Genomic DNA, 23,867 nt, shown 5'->3' on the forward strand with positions numbered 1-23,867 from the left:
CCCGGCCGGCTTCGGCACGAGCAGAGCGGCCGCGGTCGCGCGTGCGATGGCCGCACCGTGGCAGGTGCGGCCACTACAGGCAACCAGGCGCGTCAGGGTGTGGCGGCGGGGTCGATGCCGAGTACGACGGTTCCGGTCACTCCCTTGTCGAGGCCGCTGCCTGCCTGGGTGAGGGTCAGCAGGGTCGAGGACCCGCCGTTGCGGTAGATGCCGTCCCGCGCGTTGAGTGTGCGGGTGGCCGTGTTGTTCCGGTACGGGGACAGGGCGGCGATCCTGGTGTTGTACGCCTCGGGGAAGTAGAGCTGGCCCGTATGGGACACGTGGCCGCCGTGGTAGGTCCCGTTGGACACGGCGCCTCCCGCATGCGTCTTGACGTGGATGTGGAGGGCCCGACCGACGTACCAGCCGGGGTAGACGGTGGTGAACTCCGCGACACCGGCGGAGTCGGTCAGCAGCACACCGCGCAGGAAGGTGGTGTCCGGGGTGGAACCTCCGGCGGCATAACCCGAGTAGACCCCGAGGGCGTCGCAGTGCCAGATGTCGACCGCCGTCTGGGGCAGCGGGGCGCAGGTCGCTGCGTCGACCACCGTCACGCGGAGGGCCAGCGGAACGCCCGCCTTCCCTTCTGTGATGTCCTTGCGGACCGTCTCCAGGTCCAGGTAATACGGCCCCTCGGTCTGCTCGGGCGTCAGGACACAGGCGGCAGCCGGCCGGGCCGCGGCCTGGTGCTCGGTTGCGGCGGTCGCCTGCGTGGCGGCGAGACCCGTGGCCACGCCGAGGGTGGCGCCGCCCAGGGCGGCTATGACGGACCTGCGGGTGGCACCTGCGGGAACGTCCGACGGCTCGAGGTCGCGCTGCGGTTCCGCGGTGTTGTGGTGGGGGATGTCAGTCATGGTGTGAGCATGGCGCCGGTGACGACCCACGGGATCGCACGGACGACCCACGAGGCCACTGCGTTACGAAACCCACCACCGGTGCCGAGGGCGCCGTACACGGTCGTCGCGTCCATGACGATCCGCCGCGTCCGCGCAGCCAGCGCCAGGTCAACCAGCGGAGACACTGCTGCGACGCATGCTGACCTTTTGCTGATCGGGGGTGAGCCGACAGGGCTCTGACCTGCGCGAATCTCTCGATGCTAGATCTTGGACTCGAATACTGTGCGAAACATGAAGAAACTCCCGATTCGTCTGCTCCCTGCCTGCTATTGCAGGTCAAGGGCGGTCTTCGAAAACTACATCGTTTCGCATCGGCCGGGGGCGGATGGGTGGGCGGTCGGGCCATGATCGGTCGGTAGCCCGGGCTCTGACGTGTGCGTCGAGACCATGCCGACCAACCGCACCGTGCAGGCGGCGTCCACGCGCCCGCGGGTGTCGCGCCCACCGCCGACTCCAGCAGGCCGCTTATCTGGTTGAGCAGTTCGTCGAACTCGACCGGGGGATTATTGAGAGGGGTGGGTGCTCAGACGGGCCTTTCCTGCAGACCGCCACCGCGGTGGCGCCGGACGGGCATGGCCATCGCCATCGCCTCCTTCTTCCTTCTCGTGATCTCATCGCCCGCCATTCGTCATGCGAGCCATGCGGACTCCTTGTGACGTACGCGTGGGGAGACGTCCGAGCCGCCCGCGGCAACGGACGTGCCCGTGGTGCCGGGTGCGGCCGAGTGCCCCAGGTGCCGGTGCACGAAGTGGATGGCCATCGCGCCCTCACCGGCCGCCGAGGCCACCCGCTTCACCGAGCCGCTACGGACGTCCCCTACCGCGAAGACGCCGGGCAGGCTGGCCTCCAGGGTCATGCACGAGCGCCCGCGGCCGTGCCACACCTCGGGGTAGGCGCAGGCTTCCTGGGCCTCCGGGCCGGTGAGGACGAAGCCGCGGGAGTCGAGGGCGATGATGCCGGCGAGCCACTCGGTGTGGGGGTCGGCGCCGGTGAAGACGAACAGGCCCCGTACCGCGAGTCGGCGGTGCCCGCCCGTGCGGTTGTCGACCACGTCGAGCTCCTCCAGCACCTCCTGGCCGATGACCTCGGTGACCTCGGTGTGCAGCATGACCTCCACCCGCGGATGGCGCTCGACCTGGTCGACCAGGTAGCGGGACATGTTGGCCTCAAGGCTGGCTCCTCGGACCAGCAGGTGCACCTTCGGCGCGTACCCGGCGAGGAACAGCACCGCCTGGCCCGCCGAGTTGCCTCCGCCGACGACGGCCACCGGGTCGGTGCGGCACTGCTGGGCCTCGTAGACGGTCGCCGAGTAGTGGACGCTCGTTCCCTCCAGGCGTTCGATGCCGGGCACCTGGAGCCGGCGGTAGCGGGCACCCGTGGCCAGGACGACGGCGCGGGCGGCGATCTCGCTGCCGTCGGCGAACGCCACCACGTAGTGGTCCTCGTCCTTGGGATGGAGACCGGTCGCCTCCACCGGAATGCTGATCCTGGCGCCGAACTTGTCGGCCTGGAGCACGGCGCGTTCGGTGAGTTCGGCGCCGGAGATGCCGGCGGGGAAGCCGAGCAGATTCTCGATGCGGGACGACGTGCCGGCCTGGCCGCCGGTGGCCATCGCCTCCACCACGGTGGTGCTCAGGCCCTCGGAGGCGGCGTACACCGCGGCAGCGAGGCCGGCGGGTCCGGAGCCGACGATCAGGACGTCGCCGTGACGGTTTCCGGCGGGCAGTGACGGCAGCCCGATGAGCCGGGCCAGTTCCGCGTTGCTGGGGTTGCGCAACAGGGTGGTGTCCCGCCAGATGACGAGCGGTGTCTCCTCCGGGCCGACGCCGAAGCGGCGCAGCAGGTCCTCGGCCTCCTCGTCGGTCTCCAGGTCGATCCAGCGGTGCGGCAGCCGGTTGCGGATGGCGAACTCGCGCAGCCGCCTGGTGTCGGGCGAGTAGCGCGAGCCGATGATGCGGAAGCCGGCGCCCTGTCCGACGAGCAGCGCGCGACGGCCCAGACAGGCGCGCAGCACGATGTCCCCGATGGCGGAGTCCTGGGACACCAGGTGGCGCAACTGGTCCAAGGAGACGACGAGGACCTCGCCCGGCTCCCTGGCGACAGCGGTGTAGAAGGCCACCTGTCCGTGCAGCAGCCCGAGTTCGCCGATGAAGCGACCGGGGCCGTGCACGCGCAGCACGTGCTCCTCGGGAGTCCCGTAGTCCTCGATGACGGCGACGGTACCGCTGAGGACGACGAAGAACGTCTCGCAGCGCTCCCCCTCCTGGATCAGCACGTCGTTCGGAGCCATGCTCCGGCGTTGCCCGTGCTCCGCCAGACGTGCTGTCTGGTCCTCCGTAAGGCGCGGATACGCGCCGTAGATGTCCGGGGTCTCCCAGAAGACGGCCTCGTCCGCTTCCTCCGGCACCGGTTCTTCGCCCGGCAGCGACTGGTCGCCGGACATCAGACGAACGCCTCGTGAACGTAGCACCAGCGCCATTCCTCGCCGGGCTGGAACGACTGCACGATCGGATGAGCGACGGCAGCTGCGTGCCTGCGCGCGTGCTTGTTCGGCGAGGAGTCACAGCAGCCGACGTGCCCGCAGGTCAGGCAGAGCCTCAGGTGGACCCACGGGGAGCCGAGCATCAGACACTCCTGACACCCTTCTGGGGTCAGCGGCTGGACCGGTCGGACAAGCGCGAGGTGGGGGTCTGCGTGGAGGGTCATTTGGATCACCCTTCCCGGGCCGTGATCGACTGTTCCACCCACCGGCGCAGAGCGGGGGCGGGCGCCGCCCCCGCCTGCCGGGCGACCGTCGCACCCTGGTCGAGGATCAGCAGTGTCGGTACGGCCTGGACCTCGAAACGCTGCGACAGTCGCGGGTTCTTGTCGACGTCGACCTTGACGAGTTTGATTCGGCCGGCGAGATCGGTGGCGACCTTCTCCAGCGCGGGGCTGACCATGCGGCAGGGGCCGCACCAGGTGGCCCACAGGTCGACCACGACGGGGACGTCGGCCCGCTCGGCGACCTCGGTGAAGTCGTCGTCGCCCGCGTCCACCATCCACGGTAGGGGCTGCTTGCAGTGGCCGCACTTGGGGCGGCCCTCCGCGGCCACGGGCACACGGTTGGTGCGCCCGCAGTTGGGACAACTGACGGTCGTCGCCTGCATCGTGCTCATGCCGCCCGCGCTCCCTTCACGTCCTCGGGCCGGTCGTACGTGACCACCAGCTCTCCGTGTTCGGCGTCGACGCGGACCGTCGCGCCGTCCTGGACGTCGCCGCGCAGAAGGGCGCGCCCGACCATCGTCTCGACCTCATGGGAGATGTAACGCCGCAGCGGCCGGGCCCCGTACACCGGGTCGTAACCTTGGTGGGCGATCAACTCACGTGCAGCATCGGTGAGTTCGACGGCGATGCGACGTTCGGCGAGCCGGCGGCGCAGCTCGTCGAACTGCAGCTCCACGATCCGCTCGATCTGCCGCTCACCGAGCGGCTTGAACAGCACGATGTCGTCGACGCGGTTGAGGAACTCCGGGCGGAAGTGCCCGCGCAGCTCGCCCATCACCAGGGCGCGGGCGTCCGGCTTGATCTCGCCCTCGGCGGTGGCGCCGTCGAGGAGGTGCTCGGAGCCGATGTTGGACGTCATGATGATCACGGTGTTGCGGAAGTCGACGGTGCGGCCCTGGGAGTCGGTGATGCGGCCGTCGTCGAGGACCTGCAGCAGGGTGTTGAAGACATCGGTGTGCGCCTTCTCGATCTCGTCGAACAGCACGACCGAGTACGGCTTGCGGCGTACGGCCTCGGTGAGCTGGCCGCCTTCCTCATAGCCGACGTATCCGGGTGGTGCGCCCATGAGCCGGCTGACGGTGTGCCGCTCCTGGTACTCACTCATGTCGAGGCGGACCATGTTCTCCTCGGAGTCGAACAGGGCCGCCGCGAGGGTCTTGGCCAGCTCGGTCTTCCCGACGCCGGTGGGGCCGAGGAAGATGAACGAGCCGATGGGGCGGCGCGGGTCGCGGATGCCGGAGCGGGCGCGGATGATGGCGTCGGCGACGAGTTTGACGGCCTCGTCCTGGCCGATGACGCGCTCGCGCAGGATCTCGTCGAGTCGCAGCAGCTTCTCGCGTTCGCCCTCCTGGAGACGGGCGACGGGGACGCCGGTCCAGGCGGCGACGATCTCGGCGATCTCCTCCTCGGTGACGACCTCGCGCAGCAGCCGGTTCTGCCCTTGTTTGGCGGCCAGTTGCTCCTCCTCTGCGGCGAGTCGGCGCTCCAGGTCCTGGAGGCGGCCGTAGCGGAGTTCGGCGGCGCGGTTGAGGTCGTAGGCGCGTTCGGCCTCCTCCGCCTCGTGACGGACCTGCTCCAGTTCCTGGCGCAGTTCCTGCACGCGGCGGATGGCCTGCCGTTCGGCCTCCCACTGGGCGTGTTTGGCGTCGGCCTCGCCGCGCAGGTCGGCCAGTTCCTTGCGCAGTTCCTCCAGGCGAGTTTTGCTGGCGGCGTCGGTCTCCTTGGACAGGGCCGCCTCCTCGATCTCCAGGCGGGTGACGCGGCGGGTGATCTCGTCGAGTTCGGCGGGCATCGAGTCGATCTCGGTACGCAGCCGGGCGCACGCCTCGTCGACGAGGTCGATGGCCTTGTCGGGCAGGAACCGATCGGTGATGTAACGGTGGCTGAGGGTGGCCGCGGAGACCAGCGCGGTGTCCTGGATCTTCACGCCGTGGAAGACCTCGAGGCGTTCGCGCAGTCCGCGCAGGATGGAGATGGTGTCCTCCACGCTCGGCTCGTCGACCAGCACCTGCTGGAAGCGGCGTTCAAGGGCGGCGTCCTTCTCGATGTGCTTGCGGTACTCGTCGAGGGTGGTGGCCCCGATCATGTGGAGTTCGCCGCGGGCGAGCATCGGCTTGAGCATGTTGCCCGCGTCCATGGCCCCTTCGGCGGCGCCCGCACCTACGACGGTGTGGAGTTCGTCGACGAAGAGCAGGATGCGCCCCTGGGCGGCCTTCACCTCGGACAGCACGGCCTTGAGGCGTTCCTCGAACTCGCCGCGGTACTTGGCGCCGGCGACCAGGGAGCCCATGTCGAGAGCGAACACCGTCTTGTCGCGCAGGCCCTCGGGGACGTCGCCGCGAACGATGCGCTGGGCCAGGCCCTCGACGATGGCGGTCTTGCCGACGCCGGGATCGCCGATGAGGACGGGGTTGTTCTTGGTCTTGCGGCTGAGGATCTGGGTGACGCGGCGGATCTCCGCATCACGGCCGATGACCGGGTCCAACCGCCCGGACCGAGCCTCGAGGACCAGGTCGCGGCCGTACTTCTCCAGAGCCTCGTAGGCCACTTCGGGGTTGGCGGAGGTGACGCGCTGGTTGCCGCGGACCCGGGTGAGCGCGCTCAGGAACGAATCCCGGGTCACGCCATGCTCCTTGAGCAGGCGTCCGGCGGCGGTCGCCGAGCCCTCCTCGGCCAGGGCGAGCAGGAGGTGCTCCACGGACACGTACTCGTCCTTGAGGCGTTTGGCCTCCCGCTCGGCGGCATCGAGCAGGCGGGACAGGCGCTGAGTGACGAAGACCTGGCCGGGTGCCGCGCCGGGACCGGTGACCTTCGGGCGGCGGGAGAGTTCCTCGCGTACGGCCGCGCGCAGCTCCTTAGGCTCGGTGCCGGCCTGCTGCAGCAACCGTGGGATCAGACCGTCCTCCTGATCGAGAAGTGCGAGCAGCAGGTGTTCCCCGTCGACCTCGGTGTGCCCCATGCCGACGGCCGCGGTCTGGGCCTCCTGGAGGGCTTCCTGGGACTTCTGGGTGAGACGGTTCATGTCCATGGGGGTGTTTCACTCCTCGTACCGGCGCGGCGCAGGGCGGCTTCGAGCATGCTGATGCGGTCGAGCAGGTCGAGCACCAGGCCGATGGATGCGTAGTTGAGGCACAGCCCGGTGCGCAGCCGCTGGACGCGGGCGAGGGCGGCCGGTGCCGTCGGTTCGAACACCAGCCCTCCGGAGGCGTCGCGCTCGGCCTCGACCAGGCCCAGAGCGACGAACCGGCGTATGAGGTCGGGATGGACCCCGGAGCGGCGGGCCACGGTCTGCAGAGAGAGCCTGGGCACCGGCACGATCGCGTACCGAACGCGTGCCGGCGCGGAAGCTGTCAGCCGAGACGCCTGGCGCGCCCCGACGCGTGGGTCACTCATCCTGTCCTCCTGGGGTCGAACGAGGAGACGGCGGCGAGCTCCTCGAAAAGTGCGCGCTCCCGGTCGCTGAGCCTGGACGGCACCATGATCCGGAGCTCGGCGTAGAGGTTGCCGCTCGTGCCGCGCGGGTTCGGCATGCCCTCACCGCGCAGCCGCAGCCGCCGGCCGCTGGACGAGCCCGCGGGCACGCTCACCTTCGCCGGCGCCCCGCTCGGCGTGGGCACCGGAACCGTCGCACCCAGCGCGGCCTCCCATGGTGTGACCGGAAGCTGCACATACACGTCCCGGCCGTCGAGGCGGAACTGGGGGTGCGACTGGATCCGCACCCGCAGGTACAGGTCCCCCGCGGGGGCGTCACCGTTGCCCCGGCCGCCCTCGCCCGCCAGCCGGATACGCTGCCCGTCGGTGACACCCGGTGGCACGTCGACCTCGTACCGCCGTGGCTGCCCTGTGTGATCGGCGAGCGTGACGGTGCGACGGCCTCCCCGATAGGCCTCCTCGACGGTGAGCGGCAGTTCGGCCTCCTGGTCGGCTCCGGGGACACGCACCCGTCCGGCGCCCCCGAAGAACGAGCCGAACAGGTCGTCGACGTCGACGCCCTCCGCGCCGAAGCCGCTGGTGGCATACCGGACCCGGGGGCCGCCCCCGGTGGACCAGCGGAAGCCGCCGCCGGGTCCCGCGCCGGCACCGACCCGCTCCTCCCAGTCCTCGGGAACCTTCCGGAAGTCCTCGCCGAAGCGGTCGTAACGGGCCCGCTGGTCGGGGTCGGACAGGACACTGAAGGCCTCATTGATCTCCTTGAACCGCTCCTCCGCCGCGGGGTCCTTGTTGACGTCTGGGTGGTACCTGCGGGCCAGCTTGCGATACGCCCGCTGGAGCTCGTCCTTGTCGGCGTCTCGCGGGACCCCGAGAACCTCGTAGAAGTCGCGTGCCATGGCCGCTCACTCCCGCTTGGCGACGGTCACGGCGGCCGGCCTCAGCTGCCGCTCGGCCTCGCCGTAGCCGGGGCGCAGCACCTGCGCCACGGTGTTCGGTTCGGCGTCGGGGTCCTGGACCACACCGACGACCTCGTGCCGGGAGGGGTCGAACGGGACGCCGGTCTCGGCGTGACGCTCGTAACCAAGGCGTTCAAGGATGGACACGGCCTGGTCGCGCACGGCGCGAACCCCCTCGACGATCGCCCCGGGGTCGGAGCCCGCGTGGTTCAGGGCCAGTTCGAGGTTGTCGATGACGGGAAGGAAGGCCGCCGCCGTGCGGGCGCGTTCGACCGCGCGCTCCCGGTCCAGTTCCCTGGCGTGTCGCTTGCGCAGGTTGTCCAGATCGGCGAGAGCACGCCGCCAGCGGTCCTCGACCTCCTTCAGCGCGGCCGCGTACTCGTCCTCGACGCCGGCCGGACCGGTGGCCGCGTCGGGCCCCGGTTCGGCCTGCGTGGTCGGCGGCGCGGGCTCGGGCAGGTGGCCCTGCGGCGGTTGTGCGGCGCCTTCGGGCGGTAGGTCGGACGATCGGTCCTGGGGAGGGCTCGGCATGGCGGGTACCTCAGCCCTTGTCGAACTCGGCGTCGATCACGTCTTCGTCGGCGCCGGCACCGCCCTGCCCGGAGGCGTCCGGCCCGGTGGTGTCCGACGGACCACTCGCCGCCGCGGCTTCGGCCTGGTGGGCGGCGAGCCCGGCGTAGACCTGCTGGAGTTCGGAGATCAGCGGCCTGACCTTGTCCACTCCGGCCTCGTTCTTGACCGCGTCGCGGGCCTCTGCCACCAGCATCTCGGCTCGCGCCTTTTCGTGCGCGGGCGCGGCGTCGGCCAGTTCGTTCAGACGCTTTTCGACCTGGTAGGCGATCGCGTCGAGTTCGTTGCGGGCGTCGACGGCCTCGCGGAGTGCCTGGTCCTGGCCCCGGTTGCTTTCGGCCTCCTGGACCATGCGTTCGACCTCGCTCCGGTCCAGGTTGGAGCTCTCGCTGATGGTGATGCCCTGTTCCTTGCCGGTGTCCTTGTCGCGCGCGCTGACGTTGAGGATGCCGTTGGCGTCGATGTCGAAGGTGACCTCGATCTGCGGTTCGCCCCGCGGCGCCGGCCGGATGTCGGTGAGCTGGAACCGGCCGAGGACCCGGTTGTCGGCGGCCCGCTCGCGCTCGCCCTGGAGGACGACGATGTCGACGGCCGGCTGGTTGTCCTCGGCGGTGGAGAAGGTCTCGCTGCGGCGCACCGGGATGGTGGTGTTCCGCTCGATGATCTTCGTCATCACTCCGCCGCGCGTCTCCACGCCCAGCGACAGGGGGGTGACGTCGAGCAGCAGGACGTCCTTGACCTCGCCCTTGAGCACCCCGGCCTGGATCGCGGCGCCCAGGGCCACGACCTCATCGGGGTTCACGCTCATGTTGGGGTCCTTGCCGCCGGTTAGCCGGCGCACCAGTGCCTGGACGGCGGGGATGCGGGTGGAACCGCCGACGAGGATGACCTCGTCGATGTCGCTCTCGCCGACCTTGGCGTCGGCCATGGCCTGCTGGACCGGACCGAGGCAGCGCTCCACCAGGTCGCCGGTGATCTGCTCGAACGTGGACCGCATGATCGAGTCGGTGAGATGCTTGGGCCCGGAGGCGTCGGCGGTGATGAACGGCAGGCTGACCTGGGTCTGGGTGACGGAGCTGAGCTCGGTCTTGGCCTTCTCCGCCGCCTCGAACAGGCGTTGCAGCGCCTGCGGGTCCTTGCGCAGGTCGATGCCGTTCTCCTTCTGGAAGTCGTCCGCGAGGTAGTCGACCAGACGCCGGTCGAAGTCGTCGCCGCCCAGATGGCTGTCACCCGCCGTGGAACGCACCTCCACCACGCCGTCGCCGACATCGAGGATGCTCACGTCGAAGGTGCCGCCGCCCAGGTCGAAGACGAGGACGGTCTCGTGCTGCTTCTTGTCCATGCCGTACGCGAGGGCGGCCGCCGTCGGCTCGTTGATGATCCGCAGCACTTCCAGTCCCGCGATCCGTCCGGCATCACGGGTCGCGGTGCGCTGGGCGTCGTTGAAGTAGGCGGGCACCGTGATGACCGCCTCCGTGACCCGTTCCCCCAGCTGCTTGGAGGCGTCGTCGGCGAGTTTGCGCAGCACCTGTGCGCTGATCTCCTCAGGCGCGTACAGCTTGTCACGCACCTTGAAGCGGGCCTCGCCGTTGTCTCCCGGGACGACGTCGTAGGCGACGGCCTTGGCCTCGTCGGGGATCTCGTCGAAGTGCCGGCCGATGAACCGCTTGGCCGAGTAGATGGTGCCCTTGGGGTTGAGGATCGCCTGGCGCCGGGCCAGTTGGCCCACCAGGCGTTCCCCGGTGTCGGTGAAGGCCACCACGGACGGTGTCGTGCGGTTGCCCTCGCTGTTGGGCACGACGGACGGCTCGCCGCCCTCCCACACGGCGATCACCGAGTTGGTGGTGCCCAGGTCGATGCCCACTGCCTTGGCCATGAGGAACTCCTTCCGCGGCGGTCGACGTCCGTCGGCGACCGTTCATCCTCCGGGCCCTGTCCGCCCGGCTTCGAAACTCGTTCAGCTGGGGGTGGGATCGCCGCGCGGGCGCCGGCCCCTGGAGGAGGCGCTGTCCGTGTTCGCGCCGGCCCCGCTGCCCAGCCCGGCGACCAGCCGCACGGCCTCATCGGCGACGTCCTCGTCCACCACGACGTCGTACCGGCTGGGCTCCATCGAGCGGACCGAGGCGAAGTTCCGCCGGCCGCCCTGGGCCGCGTGCAGCAGCACGCCGAGCAGCGCACCGACGACCGCTCCGAAGATCAGCCCGTACAGGGCGAGGAGCAGACCGGAGACGACCGGATTCAGCCAGTTCAGCAGCCCGAAGATCCAGCCGACGAGTACGCCGGGCAGTGCTCCGCTGGCTGCGCCGTGGAGGGCGGCCCCGCCGTACCCCATTCGACCGATCACCTGTTCGACAAGGCGCATGTCCCGACCGATGATCGCAACCTTCTGAACGGGAAAGCCCTGGTCGGCGAGGTGATCGACGGCACGTTCGGCTTCCTGGTACGTCGAGTACGAGGCAACGGCCCTGCGGGCCTGCTCGGTCATGGCCACTCCTTCCGCCGACGGACCGCCGTGCGGTCCCGACAGGCCCCAGGGTGGCTGTTCGCCCGGTCACCCCGCCTGCGCCCAGCGGGTCGAAAAGTGGCACCAGCGGTCGGTCTGCGAGGACAGGAGGCGGGACGACGATTCGGGTTCGCGGCTCGCGGCTCGCGGCTCGCGGCGGGGTACCTCAGGGTTCGGCCCGGCATGAGGTAGCGGGGCTCACGGATGTCCGACGCAAGGGGCTTTCTCCCCGCTTCGACGCTCAAGAGGCGGGCGGCACCCGGGACACCACCGTGCCCGCGGACGAGCAGCGGCACGGCCCCACCCGAACGTGCGCCCCGCTCGGGGCGCACCTCACGGGCTGATGGCGCTGTGCCCCACACCTTCGACGGCGCGGACGAGCGAGAGATCCTCGGTCTTGCCCTGTGCAGGTCGCAGCCCTCGGGCCGTACCGTGCCGGATATTCTCCCGGGGCCATCTGCGCCTGGCGGTGTCGTCCTGGTTTCCACTCGGGACGCAGGACCCCCTCCTCCTCTCCAGGCTGGTACGGCGCACCGCGGCGATCCTGTCCCTGGGCGTGGCGACATTCGACGCGGCAGCGCGACGCTACGGACCGGCGGCCGTACGGAGGCGACCGCCACGGCTGACCGGCCCGTGGGGTCGAGAGCGGGCCCAGCGGGCCCACCTCCACCGTGCACCGCCTGCTCCCACCGCCTGCGACCAGGCCGCCGGGTCAGCCGGGCATGGGGTGGTGCGCCCGGGCGAACTGTTCCACGACGGCGGCGCAGAAGGCAGGCAGGTCGGCCGGGCCGCGGCTGGTGACCAGCTGCTCGTCGACGACCACCTCCTGGTCGGCGACGACCTCCGCGCCGGCGTTGCGTAGATCGGTGCGGATGCTGGGCCAGGACGTCAGGCGGCGACCGCGCACGGCGTCGGCTTCCGCCAGGGTCCACGGGCCGTGGCAGATCGATGCGACCGGCTTCCCGCTGGCCATGAAGTCCCTGACGAACTGCACCGCGTCGCGGTCCATGCGCAGTTGGTCGGGGTTCATGGTGCCGCCGGGCAGGAGCAGGGCGTGGTAGTCGTCGACGGAGGCGTCGGCGACCAGGCGGTCCACGGGGAAGGTTCCTGCCGCGTTGAGGTCGAACTGGCGGGCCTGGATCTCGCCGGGATGGAGCGAGACGATCTCGGTCTTCGCCCCTGCGCCCTGCAGCGCACCGCGCGGTTGGTCGAGTTCCACGCGCTCGACGCCGTCGGTGGCCAGAATCCCCACCCGCATCCCCCGCAGTGCCTGTGTCATGGTATGGCTCCCTTCACGAGTCGCTGGTTGTACGACGCGAGCGGCAGGGACACCCGGCAGGCCCGTCCGGATCCCTTTTCCGGACCGGGGACTGCAAGGCGCGGCCGAGGGTGCCCCGAGCGTGTATGTGCGCGCGATCAGCCGGAGCTGCCGTCCGGGTGGAGGACCACCTTCGTCCAGCCGTCGTCGCGGGCGTCGAAGTGCTGGTATCCGTCTGCTGCCTTGTTCAATAGGAGTTCGTGGAACCAGGACAGCTTGGCCTTCCCGGCCCGAACACCCGCCCCGCTGCGAAGTCGGGACGGCCTTCATACATGTGCGCATCTGAGCCGACAGATGTTCGTTGTGGCGAAAGGACATCCGTGTGCCTTTCGACACGCGCATCGAGGACTTCCTTCACCCTCTCGGCGCGCAATCCCTCCTCTGCCTCCCCGAAACGGCATTCCGAGTCACAGGCTGTTGCGTGGGAGGAAATCGGGAGTGATTTTCCTGGCCCAGGAGACCAGCCGCGCTGAGAGGGCAATCGCGAATCCTCGAGCATCTGCGGCGCGACCCGGGCCTCGGTGAAGGCTCCCGTCTCCACCTTCCGGCCCCCGCCCGGCATGTCAGCTCAGATCGGTGACATGCACCGGGGCGCGACCGCTACAGCAGCCGGTCGAACACCGCGGTCACGCCGTCCCAGTGGCTGGTCTGCGGGTTCTTGACATCCGGATACATGATTTTGAACGTCTCGGAGAGGGCGACACTGAGACCGCCGATGATCTCGGGGTAGCGCTCTTCGGTCTCCTGGGTGGGTGTCCTGTCGAGGGGAGGGTGCGCGGCGAGCTGTTCCAGGATCGGCTTCAGCTCGACCTCCTCGTCGAGCCGCCGGAACCGGTGGATGCTCTCCTGGAGGCCCTTGGTGATCGGTAGGTCCCACGGTTCGACGGTATCCCGCCCGTTGGCCTTGGCCGACGCCTGGCCGACGACCAGGAGGTCGTAGAGCTTGGCGTCGACGAAGTCGCCGTACCGCTTCAGGTCGTTCTTGTCCACGTCGAGGCCTGCGGCGGCGCGGAAGAACCTCTCGAACTTCGACACACCCATCACGGTCATGCCTCTCGCCTCCTCACCGGGAACCGGACGGCGTCGTTCGCCCCCGCCAGCGCCGCCATCGGCTGTTACCGGTCGAGATTCGCAGAGCCCGCCTGCTGAGCGCCTCCGCACCCCAGGCCGAAAAAGAACACCCTCTCCTACCCTGGCAGAGCAGCATGAAATGCGCAGGCACCCCCCGGCCAGCCGTGCGGCCGTCCCTCCTCGAACGAGAGCCGCTGACCGGACGACATGACCAACTCGGGGAAGCGGGACTGTGTCAGGGCGCCCCGACGAGCGCATCACCCCGCCCCTCAACAAGCCAGCAACACACCAGATCAGCCAACCGTCCCGACCATTTGGGCCGGCCGGAGACGCGACGGCGGGACAGCCGACCGAGCCCCCAGGCACGGCGCCCTGACGCACATCCGGCAGACCGGCGCCGGTGTCCCCTTTGCCGTGGCGGAGGCCGCCTGCACTTGTGCTCGGAGGTCCATGGAGCCCGCCGCTTTTCCGCCCGCCGGGAGCAGGCAGGGTGCGGCCCACATCCGGAGCATGGAAAGGGTCTCTGCTGAGGCGCATGCACCATGACGCCCGGCCCGCCACCCCCACCCCCACACGCACGACGCACCCTTCGGTGGCTGTCTCAGGTCCCAAGCCAGGCAGTTGCAAAGCTTCAGAAAAAGGACGGCTCATGGACTACAACACCTTCCTCGACACCATCACCCGGCGCGCCCCTGTCCCCCCGGAGAAGGCGGAGCCCCTCACCCGTGCCACCCTGGAAACCCTGGCCGAGCGGCTCACCAGGGGTGAGGCGGAGGACCTCGCGTCCGAACTGCCCAAGCCGCTGAAGGAGCCGCTGGTCTCTCCCACTCCGGAGGCCGAGCCCTTCGGACTCGACGAGTTCATCAATCGGGTGAGCAGGCGAGCAGGGGTGAGCCCGGACGAGGCCCGCGAGGGCGTACGGGCGGAGCTGAGCACCCTGAGGGACGCGGTCAGTGATGGCGAGTTCCGCCACGTAATATCCCAGCTGCCCCGGGACTTCGAGGCTCTCGTCGGCGCCCCGGGCTAGAAGGAGGCATGACCGACGAGGTCGGCGCCATCATCGAGGAGACGGAACCGGCCGTACTCACGGCGGCCACCGTCACACTGGTCGAGGGGCGGACGTTCTGCGTCTCGGGCACCTCGGGCGACATGGAGGCCCGAGGTGCCGCAGGGGCTGTTCTTCCGCGACGTGGGGGTCATCTCCGACTGACAGATCCGGGTGGACGGCCACCGGCCGCACCACCTCACCGTGCTTTCCCAGGACGCCTACAGCACCACGTCGTCTCCCTCGTCCCGACACACGGCGCGCAGAGCGAACTCCTGTTGGAACGTCGGCGCTACGTCGGCGAGGGGACGCGCGAGGACCTTCGGTGCGCAACCTCAGCACGCGTCTGATGCGCCCGGACTCGGCAAGAAATCGCCGGAGGATCGCATGACACAATCGACAGTTCCTTCAGCCGGCGCACCCGTGGAGGTCGAAGGCGGGGCGCAGCGGCCGTTCTCCGAGCACGCGGCCATGGCCAGGGCGTATCCCGGCGGCAGGATGACCGTTGGCGCCATCACGCCCCTGGAGGGCTTCGAAGGGCCCGTGCCGTCCCTGTCCGGGCACATCGAGCGGATCCAGCAGGCCGAGCGGGCCGGCTTCGCCTCGGTATGGGTCCGTGACGTGCCGCTGCTGGACCCGAGCTTCGGGGACGCCGGGCAGGTCTTCGACCCGTGGGTCTACCTGGGGCAGCTCAGTGCCCGCACCACCTCGATCACACTGGGGACCGCCAGCATCGTCATGCCGCTGCGGCATCCAGTGCACACCGCCAAGGCGGCCGCCTCGGTGGACCAGCTGTCAGGCGGACGCCTCCTGCTCGGGGTGGCCACCGGTGACCGGCCCGTGGAGTTCCCGGCCTTCGGTCAGGACCTGGGCGGCCGGGCCGAGAGGTTCCGGCAGTCGCTGGAGTACTTCCGTGTCGTCCTCGAGCACCGTTTCCCTGACGTGGAATCGCCGCTCGGCCGGATGCGCGGCACCGATCTGCTGCCCAAGCCGGTGTACCGGCGGATCCCCGTACTGATGACGGGACGCGGCAGGCAGGACGTCCGGTGGATCGCCGACAACACGGACGGCTGGCTGTACTACACCCCGCCGCTCCAGCAGCAGGCCGAGAACATCGAGCGGTGGCGGGAGCTGACCCGGGGCGATGGCGGTGGGTTCAAGCCGTACGCGCAGGCCACCTATCTGGATCTGACCGAGGACCCGCTGGCGCTGCCCCGGCGCATCCACCAGGGCTTCTCGGTGGGCCGGGTGTCGTTCCTGGCGATGATGCGGGCCTGGCAGGACATCGGCATCGACCAGCTGATGATCAACTTCAAGCACAGCCGCCGTCCGGTCGCCGAAGTGATTGACGAACTGGCCGAACACGTGCTGCCGCACTTCCCACCCGGGCGCTTTGGGGCGCGCGGCGAGCACCGGCGGCCCGTGGAGCGGACCGGGCCCTGAGGAAGCACGACCCCGGCGCCCCCTGCGTGAGAGGGCCGGGCTCAGTCCCGGACGGCCCCGGACGGCCGCTCCTGCGCGTAGTCGCACGTGCCCTCCGCCCGGAACTGCAGGGCCGCCCTGGTCACCTCCGCGCCGAGGCCGCGCAGTTGGTCCGCGACCGCCTGGTCGGTGAGGCGTCCGTCGCGGTCGAAGACCCGGGAGGACCGCGGGACCGCGAACACCAGCGGCACGGCCCAGCCGCGCAACGACCGCACGATGAACTCCATCGCGTTGATCGCCTGCAGGCCCTGCACTCCACCGGCGGTCGTCAGCATCCCCACGGGCTTGTTGCTGAGGTAGGGCGGGTCGTGGTCCGCCAGGAGGGCGAGCCAGTCCACCGCGTTCTTGAACGCGCCGCTGACCGACCCGTGGTATGTCGGGCTGCTCCACAGCAGGGCGTCGGCGGCCTGAACGGTGTCCGCAAGGCGGCGCGCGGACGCAGGGATCCCGTGCTCGGACGTGTAGAACGGAAGAGCCAGCCGCTTGAGGTCGATCACCAGGGTGCCGGCGCCCGCATCGGCCGCCCCCTCGACCGCCACACACAGTGCGGTGAGGCTGGTCGACGGGGTGCGCAGCGAACCTCCCATTCCGACGACGAGCGGGCGCGCCATCCTGTCAACTCCTTAGAGCATCTCCAGGGGCGTGGGCCCGCTGGGTGGCGGGAACGCCTCGTCGAGGGCGTCGAGCGCCTCGGTGGGAAGGTGGAGGTCCACCGCGCCGCGATTTTCCCGAACGTGGTCGGGTGATCCGGAACGCGGGATCCCGGCCACCCCCTGTTCCAGCACCCAGGCGAGTGCCACCTGGGCCGGCGTTGCTCCGAGGGCCCCGGCCACGGCACCCAGTGCCTCGACCTTCAGGAGCCGCCCCTGCTCGATCGGGGAGTAGGCCATGGCCGTTACCCCGGCCTCGCGGCACCAGGGGAGAAGATCCCACTCGATGCCGCGCCGGGAGAGGTTGTACAGCACCTGGTCGACCGCCACGGCGTCGCCACCGGGGAGGGTGGTCAGCGCGACCATGTCGGCGACGTCCAGATTGCTCACGCCCCAGTAACGGATCTTCTCCGCCTCCATCAGGTCGGTGAATCCCGCAAGGGTCTCCTCGAGTGGCCACCGTCCCCGCCAGTGCAGCAGGTAGAGGTCCAGCCGTTCCGCACGGAGCCGCCGCAGGCTGCCCTCGCAGGCGGCGACGGTGCCCTTCCGGTCGGCGTGGCCGGGCAGCACCTTGCTGACGAGGAAGACCTCCTCCCGGCGTCCCCGGAGGGCCTCCCCGACGAGCTCCTCGGCTGCGCCGTCGCCGTACATCTCCGCCGTGTCGATGACGGTCATGCCCAGGTCCACGCCCAGCCGTAGCGCGGCGATCTCCTGTTCACGCCGGGCCGGATCCTCGCCCAGGTACCAGGTGCCCTGCCCGAGCGCCGCGATCTCCTCACCGGAGGGGAGCGCGATCGTTCTGGCCGATTCCGCAGACATCTCGGACCTCCCGTCCACCGCGGATCCGAGTCACGCGCACCCGCACCGAGTGCCCAGGTCCGCGCCTCCCAGACAACCGGTGTCGCATGCGCCGCAGGGAGGTCAGGAGGGGCGAGCGGACTGCGCCGAGAGCGCGCCGGGACCGGGTGCGCGGTCGCGCAACGCGAGGGCGACCGACACCACGGCGCCGCAGGAGAGGACGGCCGCGAAGCCGATCATCGCGGTCTGCACGGTGAAGTGCCGCAGGGCGATGCTGAACAGGACGGATGGCAGGCCCATTCCCAGGTACGCGACGACGAAGAACACGGCGAGGACCCCCGCGCGTGAGGCGGGCTCGGCCACTGAAACGGCACGTTCGACGCCTCCCTTGAACAGCAGCCCTGAGCCCGCTCCCGACAGGGACACGGCGACCAGGTAGAGCCAGAGCGCCGGGTGGTAGAGGGCGACGGCGCACAGGACCAGGCCGACCGGGAAGACCACCGCCCCCACGGTCAGGACCCGGGGCAGTGGGAGGCGTCCCAGCACCAGCTGGGCGGCCGCCGCGGAACCGAACATGAGGAAGGCCGCCAGGCCGACCACGAGGTGCGAGTCGGTGTGCAGGGTGCCGTGGAGCACGCTCGCCCCGAGGGAGGAGATCAGGCCGAGGATCGCGAAGGCGAAGGCGCCCAGCGCGCCGGCCGCGCCGAACGCCCGCCGGCCGCCGGGGCGCAGGACGAACCTGCTGGGCGATTGGGCCGCGGGCAGCTCCAGATCCACGGTCTCCGGGGTGCACAGCACCAGCGCCAGGCACACTGCCATGGCGAGCGTGAAGATCGCCTGGGTGGTGATCAGGGGCGTGGGAAGCCACTCGGCGGCGGCTCCGGCGACCAGGGGCCCTGAGGCCAGGCCGCCGAGGTTGGCGGCGGTGGCCACGATGCCGGGCAGCACCGAACCCGTCCGTTCCGGACGGGCCTCGTGGTGGAGGTCGTGCAGGTACGTCGTCGCGGTCGAGGCCATCAGCCCCAGTCCGACACCGTTCAGGATCCTGCCCGCGATCAGCCCCGGCAGGTCCCGCCACACGATCAGCACGACCGACGCGACGATGCCGACCAGCAGCGCCGGGACGATGATGCGCCGCCGGCCGAGCCGGTCCGACAGGTGTCCCAGTCCGAGGAAGGCGGCCGCTGCGCCCACGACCATCGAGGCGTACGCCACCGTGACCGTGGTCGCGCCGAAGTGGTCCCGGGCCTCGTACAGCGGCCACAGCGGGGTCGGCGCGGTGCCGAAGGCCATCAGCACGGTGAAGGCCACCGCCACGAACCAGAAGCCGGTCGCGTGCGAGGCACGGCGCCGGGCGGGGCCGCGGGGCGGCAGGTCGACGGGAGCGGGTGCTGGGATCCGGTGGGTCGGGTCGCCGGGAGCGTCGGCTGTGGGACGGCTCAGCGGCGTCGTTACGGCAGGCAGGGGTACCCCTCCTCGGGCGGAAGTGAATGGCGCTTTCCATTCTCCTCACCAGCCAGGATCAGTGCCAACGAATGTTTTTGCTGGTCTCAAGCAATGCGAGTGATACTGCTCGTGTGGAGCTACGTCAGCTGGAGCACTTCCTCGCGGTCGCCGAGGAGCTGAGTTTCACGCGGGCCGCCCGTCGGCTGCACGTGGTGCAGTCCGGGGTGTCCGCCGCGATCCGTTCCCTGGAGCGCGAGCTCGGCTGCGCGCTGTTCGAGCGCACGTCGCAGCAGGTCCGGCTCACCGGGGCGGGCGCGGCACTGCTGCCGGAGGCTCGGGCCACCCTGCACGCCGCCCAGGCGGCCCAGGACGCCGTGCGCGCCGCACAGGACACGCTGCGCGGCACGGTGAACGTGGGCGCCATGGCCTCGGTGGAGGTGGTGGACCTGCCTGCGCTCCTCGGGCAGCTGCACGCGCGGCATCCGGCGATCGACGTCCGGCTGCGGCTGGCGACGACCGGCTCGGCGGGACTGGCGCACGCACTGCTCAGCGGGGACCTGGATGTGGCGTTCCTGTCGCTGCCCGAGCACAAGCCCGCCGGGATCGACGCCCGGGAGCTGGCCACCGTGCCGCTCGTCCTGGTGGTGAGCGCCGCCCATCCCCTCGCGCAGCGGGGGGAGGTGGCACTTGCGGACCTCGCGGGGGAGCCCTTCGTGGACTTCCCGCCGGGCTACGGCAACCGCGAGGTGGTCGACCGGGCGTTCGCGGCGGCGGGCGTCGTACGCCGGGTGGCACTGGAGGTGCCCGACATCGACATGGGGGCGGCACTGGTCCGGCACGGTCTGGGCATCGCCTTCCTGCCCGCGTTCGCCGTTGCCCGCACCCCCGGCCTGCACGTCCTGGACGTCCACGGCACCTTGCTCCGCTGGAGCATGCATCTCGGCACGTCGTCGAACCGGCGGCCCAGCTCGGCTCTGCGGGCGCTGCTCGACCTGGTCGACCTCCACGTGATCGCCCTGTGACGCCCGGGCCGCGGCCCGGACGTCACCCTCGCTCCAGCCGCGACATCTGCCGCAGCATCCGCTGACGCTCACGCTGCCGTCGTCCATAGGCGGCGTCGGACACCTTCTCGTCCCCTTCGAGGCTGGTGCCGAAGGCCCCGCCGATCATCGCGATGGTGGTGATGAACCAGGCCAGGAAGAGGTAGTCGCCGACGCCGACCTGCCGTCCGATGAATTTGCGCAGGACGGACGCGTCCAGCAGCAGGAAGGAGAGGGCGACCAGAGTCGCGAACAGGGCCGTGGCCAGCACCACCACCGCGAGCGCGATGGTGACCAGGGTGACCAGGTTGTAGGGGTACAGGGGGTGGTGCTGTGCAGGGAGGTGGGTGCCGCGTTCCCAGAGCTGGTGGTCGACGATGATCCACAGGGTGAGAGCGACGGCGGACACAGCGGTGATGACGGCATGCTGCACGGCGCCGAGTGCGGTGGCGAGGTTCCAGGTGGCGCTGTTGATGAACAGGACCGTAGCCGTGGCGAACACGCCCGCCAAGGCCCGGGAGAGGGAGCCGAACAGCCGCCAGGGGCGGTTGGCGTACACCATGCCGGCGACGAGTCGGGCGTGGCCGCGCAGGCCGGGCACGACGTAGCGCCGGGGCTGCTCGGGGCCGGGACGGGTGTCCGGTACCGGTTCGCGCGGCGGGCGGCCGATCACCTCTGGGTGCCTGGGCGTCTCCTCGTGCGCGACCAGCTCTCGGACGACATCCGCGACGGCCTGCCGCACCCGGCGCCGAAGGCGGCGGACTCCAAGGGCGGGAAGGGAGATGAGCGCGGCACGGAGCGCGGTGTCGACCTCGACGCTGATCGGGTAGAGCCGGGCCCGCCGCGGAAGGTCGGTGAGAAAGATCGCCACGTCCCATTCGGCACCGTCCAGGTGGTTTCTGACGGCCTCGGCGATGTCGGAGACGTCGGCCTGCTCGCTCACGCTGAGCGGGGCGGTCATCGTGTCGACCTGCCATCCGACCCGAGCACGGACTGCCCGGCGGAGATGGTCGGGCAACCGGGGGGCGAGAGCCCGGACGATCTCCGACGGCAGACCGGGGTCGGCCAACAGCACGACACGCACGGATCTGCCGGAGGAGGTCTCGGGCACGTCAGCCGTCATGACCACACCTTCGTGTGCGCCTCGCGCCATGGCGGCCGCGAGGGACCGGCGATCCGCGGGTGTCACCCACCGTGCCCCGGCGCACACGCAGCGTCCGGGCCGCTGGCGCGGTGACACGGACGCCGTGCCGAAGGCCCCGGGGTCACCCGGCGGATTCGAGGGCCTGGGAGAAGTCCGTTCCGAGCTGCGACATCAGGTCGTTGAACTCCTTCTCGCTGATCGCCTCGCGGAGCACGGCCAGTACGGTCCGCACACCCCGGTCGGCTTCCTCCTCCTTGAGCATGGTGCGTTCGGCCACGCGCCGCACGCTGTCGTAGTGGCCGAAGCGCTCGATGCGGTCCGTGGTTCCCCGGCGCACCGCCTCCACGAGGCCCTCGGGGAGCTCGGTGATCAGGTCCCTGGCCTCCCCCGGGCTCAGTCTGTGGGCCAGCGTCTCGAGCGTGGCCCAGGTCAGGTCCGCCGCCTCCTGCCGGCTCAGTCCGGTGCGCTCGGCGACGGTACGGACGAATTCCTGCTCATCCATGCGTCGTCCTCCTTCGCTGCTGTGTTGCGACGAACGGCGCGGATCCCCCTGCAAGCCTGCCACGCCGACCCGGCCCGCGCCCGCCCACGGACGGCGGTGACCACGACTACCCACAGCTTGACGCCTCCGTGCACCGTGGTGTGCAGGGCCTCGCCGGCCAGGTTGAGCTCGTCGTATTGCACACAGGCGAAGAGCCGCACCATGAGAGCGCCGACGTAGCCGAACTCGGGCGGCGAGTCTGCGCATTCGACGTGAACCACAGAGGACCCGGGTGCCACAGCTTGCCGTGGCATGGGACGAATCAGCACGTGTGAGCGGGTCCGGGCGTGGAAACCCGAGGTGCCCCGACTCCAGGGAGGCGTCATGGACGCCCATGTCACTGCCCAGGGAAGCCCCATCGCCACGGTCAACCCGTACACCGGTGAAAGGGTTCGTGAGTTCCCGGCGCTGAGCGCGGAGGACGTACGGCGCGCGATCGACGCGGCGCACTGTAGCTTTCCAAACTGGCGTGCCCGGTCGACGGCCGACCGGGGGGCCCTCGTGCAACGCGCCGGCCGGCTCATGAGGGAGCGCAAGGAGGAACTGGCGCACCTCCTGACCCTTGAGGTCGGCAAGCTGATCAACTCGAGCCGTGCAGAGGTCGACCTCGCGTCCGACATCCTCACCTACTACGGCGAGCACGGCCCCGAGCTGCTGGAAGAACGACCCCTGCCGGTGCCCGAGGGCACGGCCGTGCTGGTGAACGAGCCGCTCGGCGTCCTTCTCGGTGTGATGCCGTGGAACTTCCCGCTGTACCAGGTCGTCCGATTCGCGGGTCCGAACCTCGTCCTCGGCAACACGATCCTGCTCAAGCACGCGAGTAGCTGCCCCCAGTCCGCATTGGCACTCGAGCAGCTGTTCACGGATGCGGGTGTCCCGACCGGGGTCTACACCAATCTTTTCGTGCGGGGCAGAGACGTCGGGAAGATCATCGATGACTCTCGAGTGCAGGGAGCGTCACTGACCGGAAGCGAGCGGGCGGGCGTGAGCTTGGGCGAGATCGCCGGCCGCAATGTCAAAAAGTCCGTCCTCGAGCTGGGTGGCAGTGATCCCTTCGTCGTGCTGGACGGTCACAACCTCGAGCGCACCGTGTACGCCGCGTTCCTCGGCCGGATGGGCAACACCGGGCAGTGTTGCGTGGCGGCCAAGCGCTTCATCGCCCTTGCCGACGTCTACGACGCCTTCGTCACCGGGCTGCGTGACCGGATGAGCGAGGCGCAACCGGGAGATCCGGTCGACCCCGCCACCACGCTCGGCCCGCTGTCCTCCGAGGCCGCGGCCGAACTCCTGATGGAGCAGGTTCGTGACGCGGTGGACAAGGGAGCCACGGTGGTGCTGGGCGGCGGGCGGCCCGACCTGCCGGGCGCCTTCGTCGAGCCGACCCTTCTCACCGACGTCACACCGGACATGCGGGCCTACCGGGAAGAGCTCTTCGGCCCCGTCGCCACGGTCTACCGGGTCGCCGACGAGGACGAGGCCGTGGCACTGGCCAACACCTCCCCCTACGGCCTGGGAGGCGCGGTCTTCGCCGCCGACCCGGAACGTGCTCGCGGAGTCGCGGACCGGCTGGAGGCGGGCATGGTATGGATCAACCACCCGACCGCGTCCCGACCGGAGCTGCCCTTCGGCGGCATCAAGCGCTCCGGCTACGGGCGCGAACTCGGCGACGTGGGCATCGTGGAATTCGCGAACCGCAAGCTCGTGCGCTACGTGGACGCCGACGCCCCGATCGAAGAAGTGCTGGGCTGACCTACGAGCCGGTCGACCGCGCCCTCCACGGCGAGCTGGTGGTGTGGGAGCGGGACAGGCTGCGTTCGAGCGGCTACAACAGCGGCTCGCCGAACGCGGGACGACTGCCCCCAGGCACCGCGGGAGTGGCCGGCGCACTTCGTGGCCTTCGACCCGGTCCACCGAGGCGACGACCTGACCGGCTGGCCGTACGCGCGGCATCGGGCGGCGCTGGAGGCGTCGTTCGCGGACCGCGGCCTGGCGGCGCCCTTCACGTTGACGCGGGATTGGCTGGCGGTGGACGGCGGCCGGGGTGGAGGGGCTGTGCTTCAAGCGGCTGAGGAGTGGAAACGGTCCCCAGCACAATCCAGGGCATCGTCAACACCATCATCCGGTTCGCTGAAAACGTCCTCCCGAGTATCTGGAGCGGGTTCTCACAGTG

21 protein-coding genes and 1 pseudogene are annotated in these 23,867 nt (G+C 70.3%); 4 read left to right on the forward strand and 18 right to left on the reverse strand.

The genetic code is table 11. The features are described 5' to 3' along the window. Positions 1-92 precede the first annotated feature (92 nt). The 13 genes and pseudogenes from ACFVVO_RS17530 to ACFVVO_RS17590 all read right to left on the reverse strand — a co-directional run bounded on the left by ACFVVO_RS17530 (position 93) and on the right by ACFVVO_RS17590 (position 13,530). A complete protein-coding gene (locus tag ACFVVO_RS17530; protein ID WP_390055810.1) occupies positions 93-893 on the reverse strand; it encodes an intradiol ring-cleavage dioxygenase in 801 nt (266 codons plus the stop codon). 670 nt (positions 894-1,563) lie between these two features. After that, the gene (locus ACFVVO_RS17535; RefSeq protein ID WP_390055812.1) at positions 1,564-3,378 is read right to left on the reverse strand and encodes an FAD-dependent oxidoreductase; all 1,815 of its coding nucleotides are present in this window, start codon (positions 3,376-3,378) and stop codon (positions 1,564-1,566) included. Continuing rightward, entirely contained in the window at positions 3,378-3,641 is a 264-nt protein-coding gene (locus ACFVVO_RS17540) for a UBP-type zinc finger domain-containing protein (RefSeq protein ID WP_132852361.1), read from the reverse strand. Before ACFVVO_RS17540 ends, ACFVVO_RS17535 begins: the two co-directional genes overlap by 1 nt. A 5-nt stretch (positions 3,642-3,646) precedes the next feature. Then, positions 3,647-4,093 (reverse strand): thioredoxin, encoded by a 447-nt coding sequence (gene trxA / locus ACFVVO_RS17545; RefSeq protein ID WP_390055814.1) that lies wholly within the window; start codon positions 4,091-4,093, stop codon positions 3,647-3,649. Further along, a complete protein-coding gene (gene clpB, locus ACFVVO_RS17550; protein ID WP_390055815.1) occupies positions 4,090-6,729 on the reverse strand; it encodes an ATP-dependent chaperone ClpB in 2,640 nt (879 codons plus the stop codon). Before clpB ends, trxA begins: the two co-directional genes overlap by 4 nt. Beyond that, entirely contained in the window at positions 6,720-7,094 is a 375-nt protein-coding gene (locus ACFVVO_RS17555; protein ID WP_390055817.1) for a chaperone modulator CbpM, read from the reverse strand. The genes clpB and ACFVVO_RS17555 overlap by 10 nt, the downstream gene beginning before the upstream one ends. Then, entirely contained in the window at positions 7,091-8,029 is a 939-nt protein-coding gene (locus ACFVVO_RS17560; protein WP_390055819.1) for a DnaJ C-terminal domain-containing protein, read from the reverse strand. The genes ACFVVO_RS17555 and ACFVVO_RS17560 overlap by 4 nt, the downstream gene beginning before the upstream one ends. Before the next feature lie 6 nt (positions 8,030-8,035). Beyond that, positions 8,036-8,620, reverse strand: coding sequence for a nucleotide exchange factor GrpE (locus tag ACFVVO_RS17565; RefSeq protein ID WP_390055820.1), 585 nt, complete (start codon positions 8,618-8,620; stop codon positions 8,036-8,038). A 10-nt stretch (positions 8,621-8,630) separates the two neighbouring features. Next, positions 8,631-10,535, reverse strand: a complete 1,905-nt coding sequence (gene dnaK / locus ACFVVO_RS17570; protein WP_390055822.1) for a molecular chaperone DnaK — start codon at positions 10,533-10,535, stop codon at positions 8,631-8,633. A gap of 81 nt (positions 10,536-10,616) precedes the next feature. Continuing rightward, positions 10,617-11,144 carry a general stress protein gene (locus ACFVVO_RS17575; RefSeq protein ID WP_390055824.1) on the reverse strand — a complete coding sequence of 176 codons (528 nt, stop codon included), beginning with the start codon at positions 11,142-11,144 and terminating at the stop codon, positions 10,617-10,619. A gap of 730 nt (positions 11,145-11,874) precedes the next feature. Then, positions 11,875-12,441 carry a type 1 glutamine amidotransferase domain-containing protein gene (locus ACFVVO_RS17580; protein WP_390055826.1) on the reverse strand — a complete coding sequence of 189 codons (567 nt, stop codon included), beginning with the start codon at positions 12,439-12,441 and terminating at the stop codon, positions 11,875-11,877. Between the two features lie 137 nt (positions 12,442-12,578). Further along, positions 12,579-12,716: pseudogene (locus tag ACFVVO_RS17585) on the reverse strand (aldehyde dehydrogenase); the annotation flags it as partial. Positions 12,717-13,080: 364 nt separating this feature from the next. Continuing rightward, the gene (locus ACFVVO_RS17590) at positions 13,081-13,530 is read right to left on the reverse strand and encodes a DUF1931 family protein (RefSeq protein WP_263276742.1); all 450 of its coding nucleotides are present in this window, start codon (positions 13,528-13,530) and stop codon (positions 13,081-13,083) included. A 670-nt stretch (positions 13,531-14,200) separates the two neighbouring features. On the opposite strand from ACFVVO_RS17590, the gene ACFVVO_RS17595 reads away from it, so the two are divergent. Both ACFVVO_RS17595 and ACFVVO_RS17600 read left to right on the forward strand, forming a co-directional pair. Next, positions 14,201-14,578, forward strand: a complete 378-nt coding sequence (locus ACFVVO_RS17595) for a DUF2267 domain-containing protein (RefSeq protein WP_359557260.1) — start codon at positions 14,201-14,203, stop codon at positions 14,576-14,578. 405 nt (positions 14,579-14,983) lie between these two features. Beyond that, complete coding sequence (locus tag ACFVVO_RS17600; protein ID WP_390055828.1) at positions 14,984-16,039, forward strand: LLM class oxidoreductase; 1,056 nt, start codon at positions 14,984-14,986, stop codon at positions 16,037-16,039. 41 nt (positions 16,040-16,080) lie between these two features. On the opposite strand, the gene ACFVVO_RS17605 is transcribed toward ACFVVO_RS17600, so the two are convergent. The 3 genes from ACFVVO_RS17605 to ACFVVO_RS17615 all read right to left on the reverse strand — a co-directional run bounded on the left by ACFVVO_RS17605 (position 16,081) and on the right by ACFVVO_RS17615 (position 18,837). Continuing rightward, entirely contained in the window at positions 16,081-16,689 is a 609-nt protein-coding gene (locus ACFVVO_RS17605; RefSeq protein WP_390055830.1) for an NADPH-dependent FMN reductase, read from the reverse strand. 12 nt (positions 16,690-16,701) lie between these two features. Then, the gene (locus tag ACFVVO_RS17610; RefSeq protein WP_390055832.1) at positions 16,702-17,547 is read right to left on the reverse strand and encodes an aldo/keto reductase; all 846 of its coding nucleotides are present in this window, start codon (positions 17,545-17,547) and stop codon (positions 16,702-16,704) included. A 102-nt stretch (positions 17,548-17,649) separates the two neighbouring features. Further along, positions 17,650-18,837 carry an MFS transporter gene (locus ACFVVO_RS17615; RefSeq protein ID WP_390055834.1) on the reverse strand — a complete coding sequence of 396 codons (1,188 nt, stop codon included), beginning with the start codon at positions 18,835-18,837 and terminating at the stop codon, positions 17,650-17,652. Between the two features lie 266 nt (positions 18,838-19,103). Here ACFVVO_RS17615 and ACFVVO_RS17620 point away from each other — a divergent pair, with 266 nt between their 5' ends. Next, positions 19,104-19,994, forward strand: a complete 891-nt coding sequence (locus ACFVVO_RS17620; RefSeq protein WP_390055836.1) for a LysR family transcriptional regulator — start codon at positions 19,104-19,106, stop codon at positions 19,992-19,994. 22 nt (positions 19,995-20,016) lie between these two features. Here ACFVVO_RS17620 and ACFVVO_RS17625 read toward each other — a convergent pair whose 3' ends face one another. Next, on the reverse strand, positions 20,017-21,135 hold the full coding sequence (locus ACFVVO_RS17625) for a hypothetical protein (protein ID WP_390055837.1): 1,119 nt from the start codon (positions 21,133-21,135) through the stop codon (positions 20,017-20,019). A 142-nt stretch (positions 21,136-21,277) separates the two neighbouring features. Beyond that, positions 21,278-21,658: a DUF2267 domain-containing protein gene (locus ACFVVO_RS17630; RefSeq protein WP_390055839.1), complete on the reverse strand. Its 381-nt coding sequence runs from the start codon at positions 21,656-21,658 to the stop codon at positions 21,278-21,280. A 363-nt stretch (positions 21,659-22,021) separates the two neighbouring features. Here ACFVVO_RS17630 and ACFVVO_RS17635 point away from each other — a divergent pair, with 363 nt between their 5' ends. Continuing rightward, positions 22,022-23,446, forward strand: coding sequence for an NAD-dependent succinate-semialdehyde dehydrogenase (locus ACFVVO_RS17635; protein ID WP_390055840.1), 1,425 nt, complete (start codon positions 22,022-22,024; stop codon positions 23,444-23,446). Positions 23,447-23,867 lie beyond the last annotated feature (421 nt).

The sequence above is a fragment of the Streptomyces sp. NPDC058145 genome (assembly GCF_042884245.1).
In the GTDB taxonomy this organism is placed as follows: Bacteria; Actinomycetota; Actinomycetes; order Streptomycetales; family Streptomycetaceae; genus Streptomyces.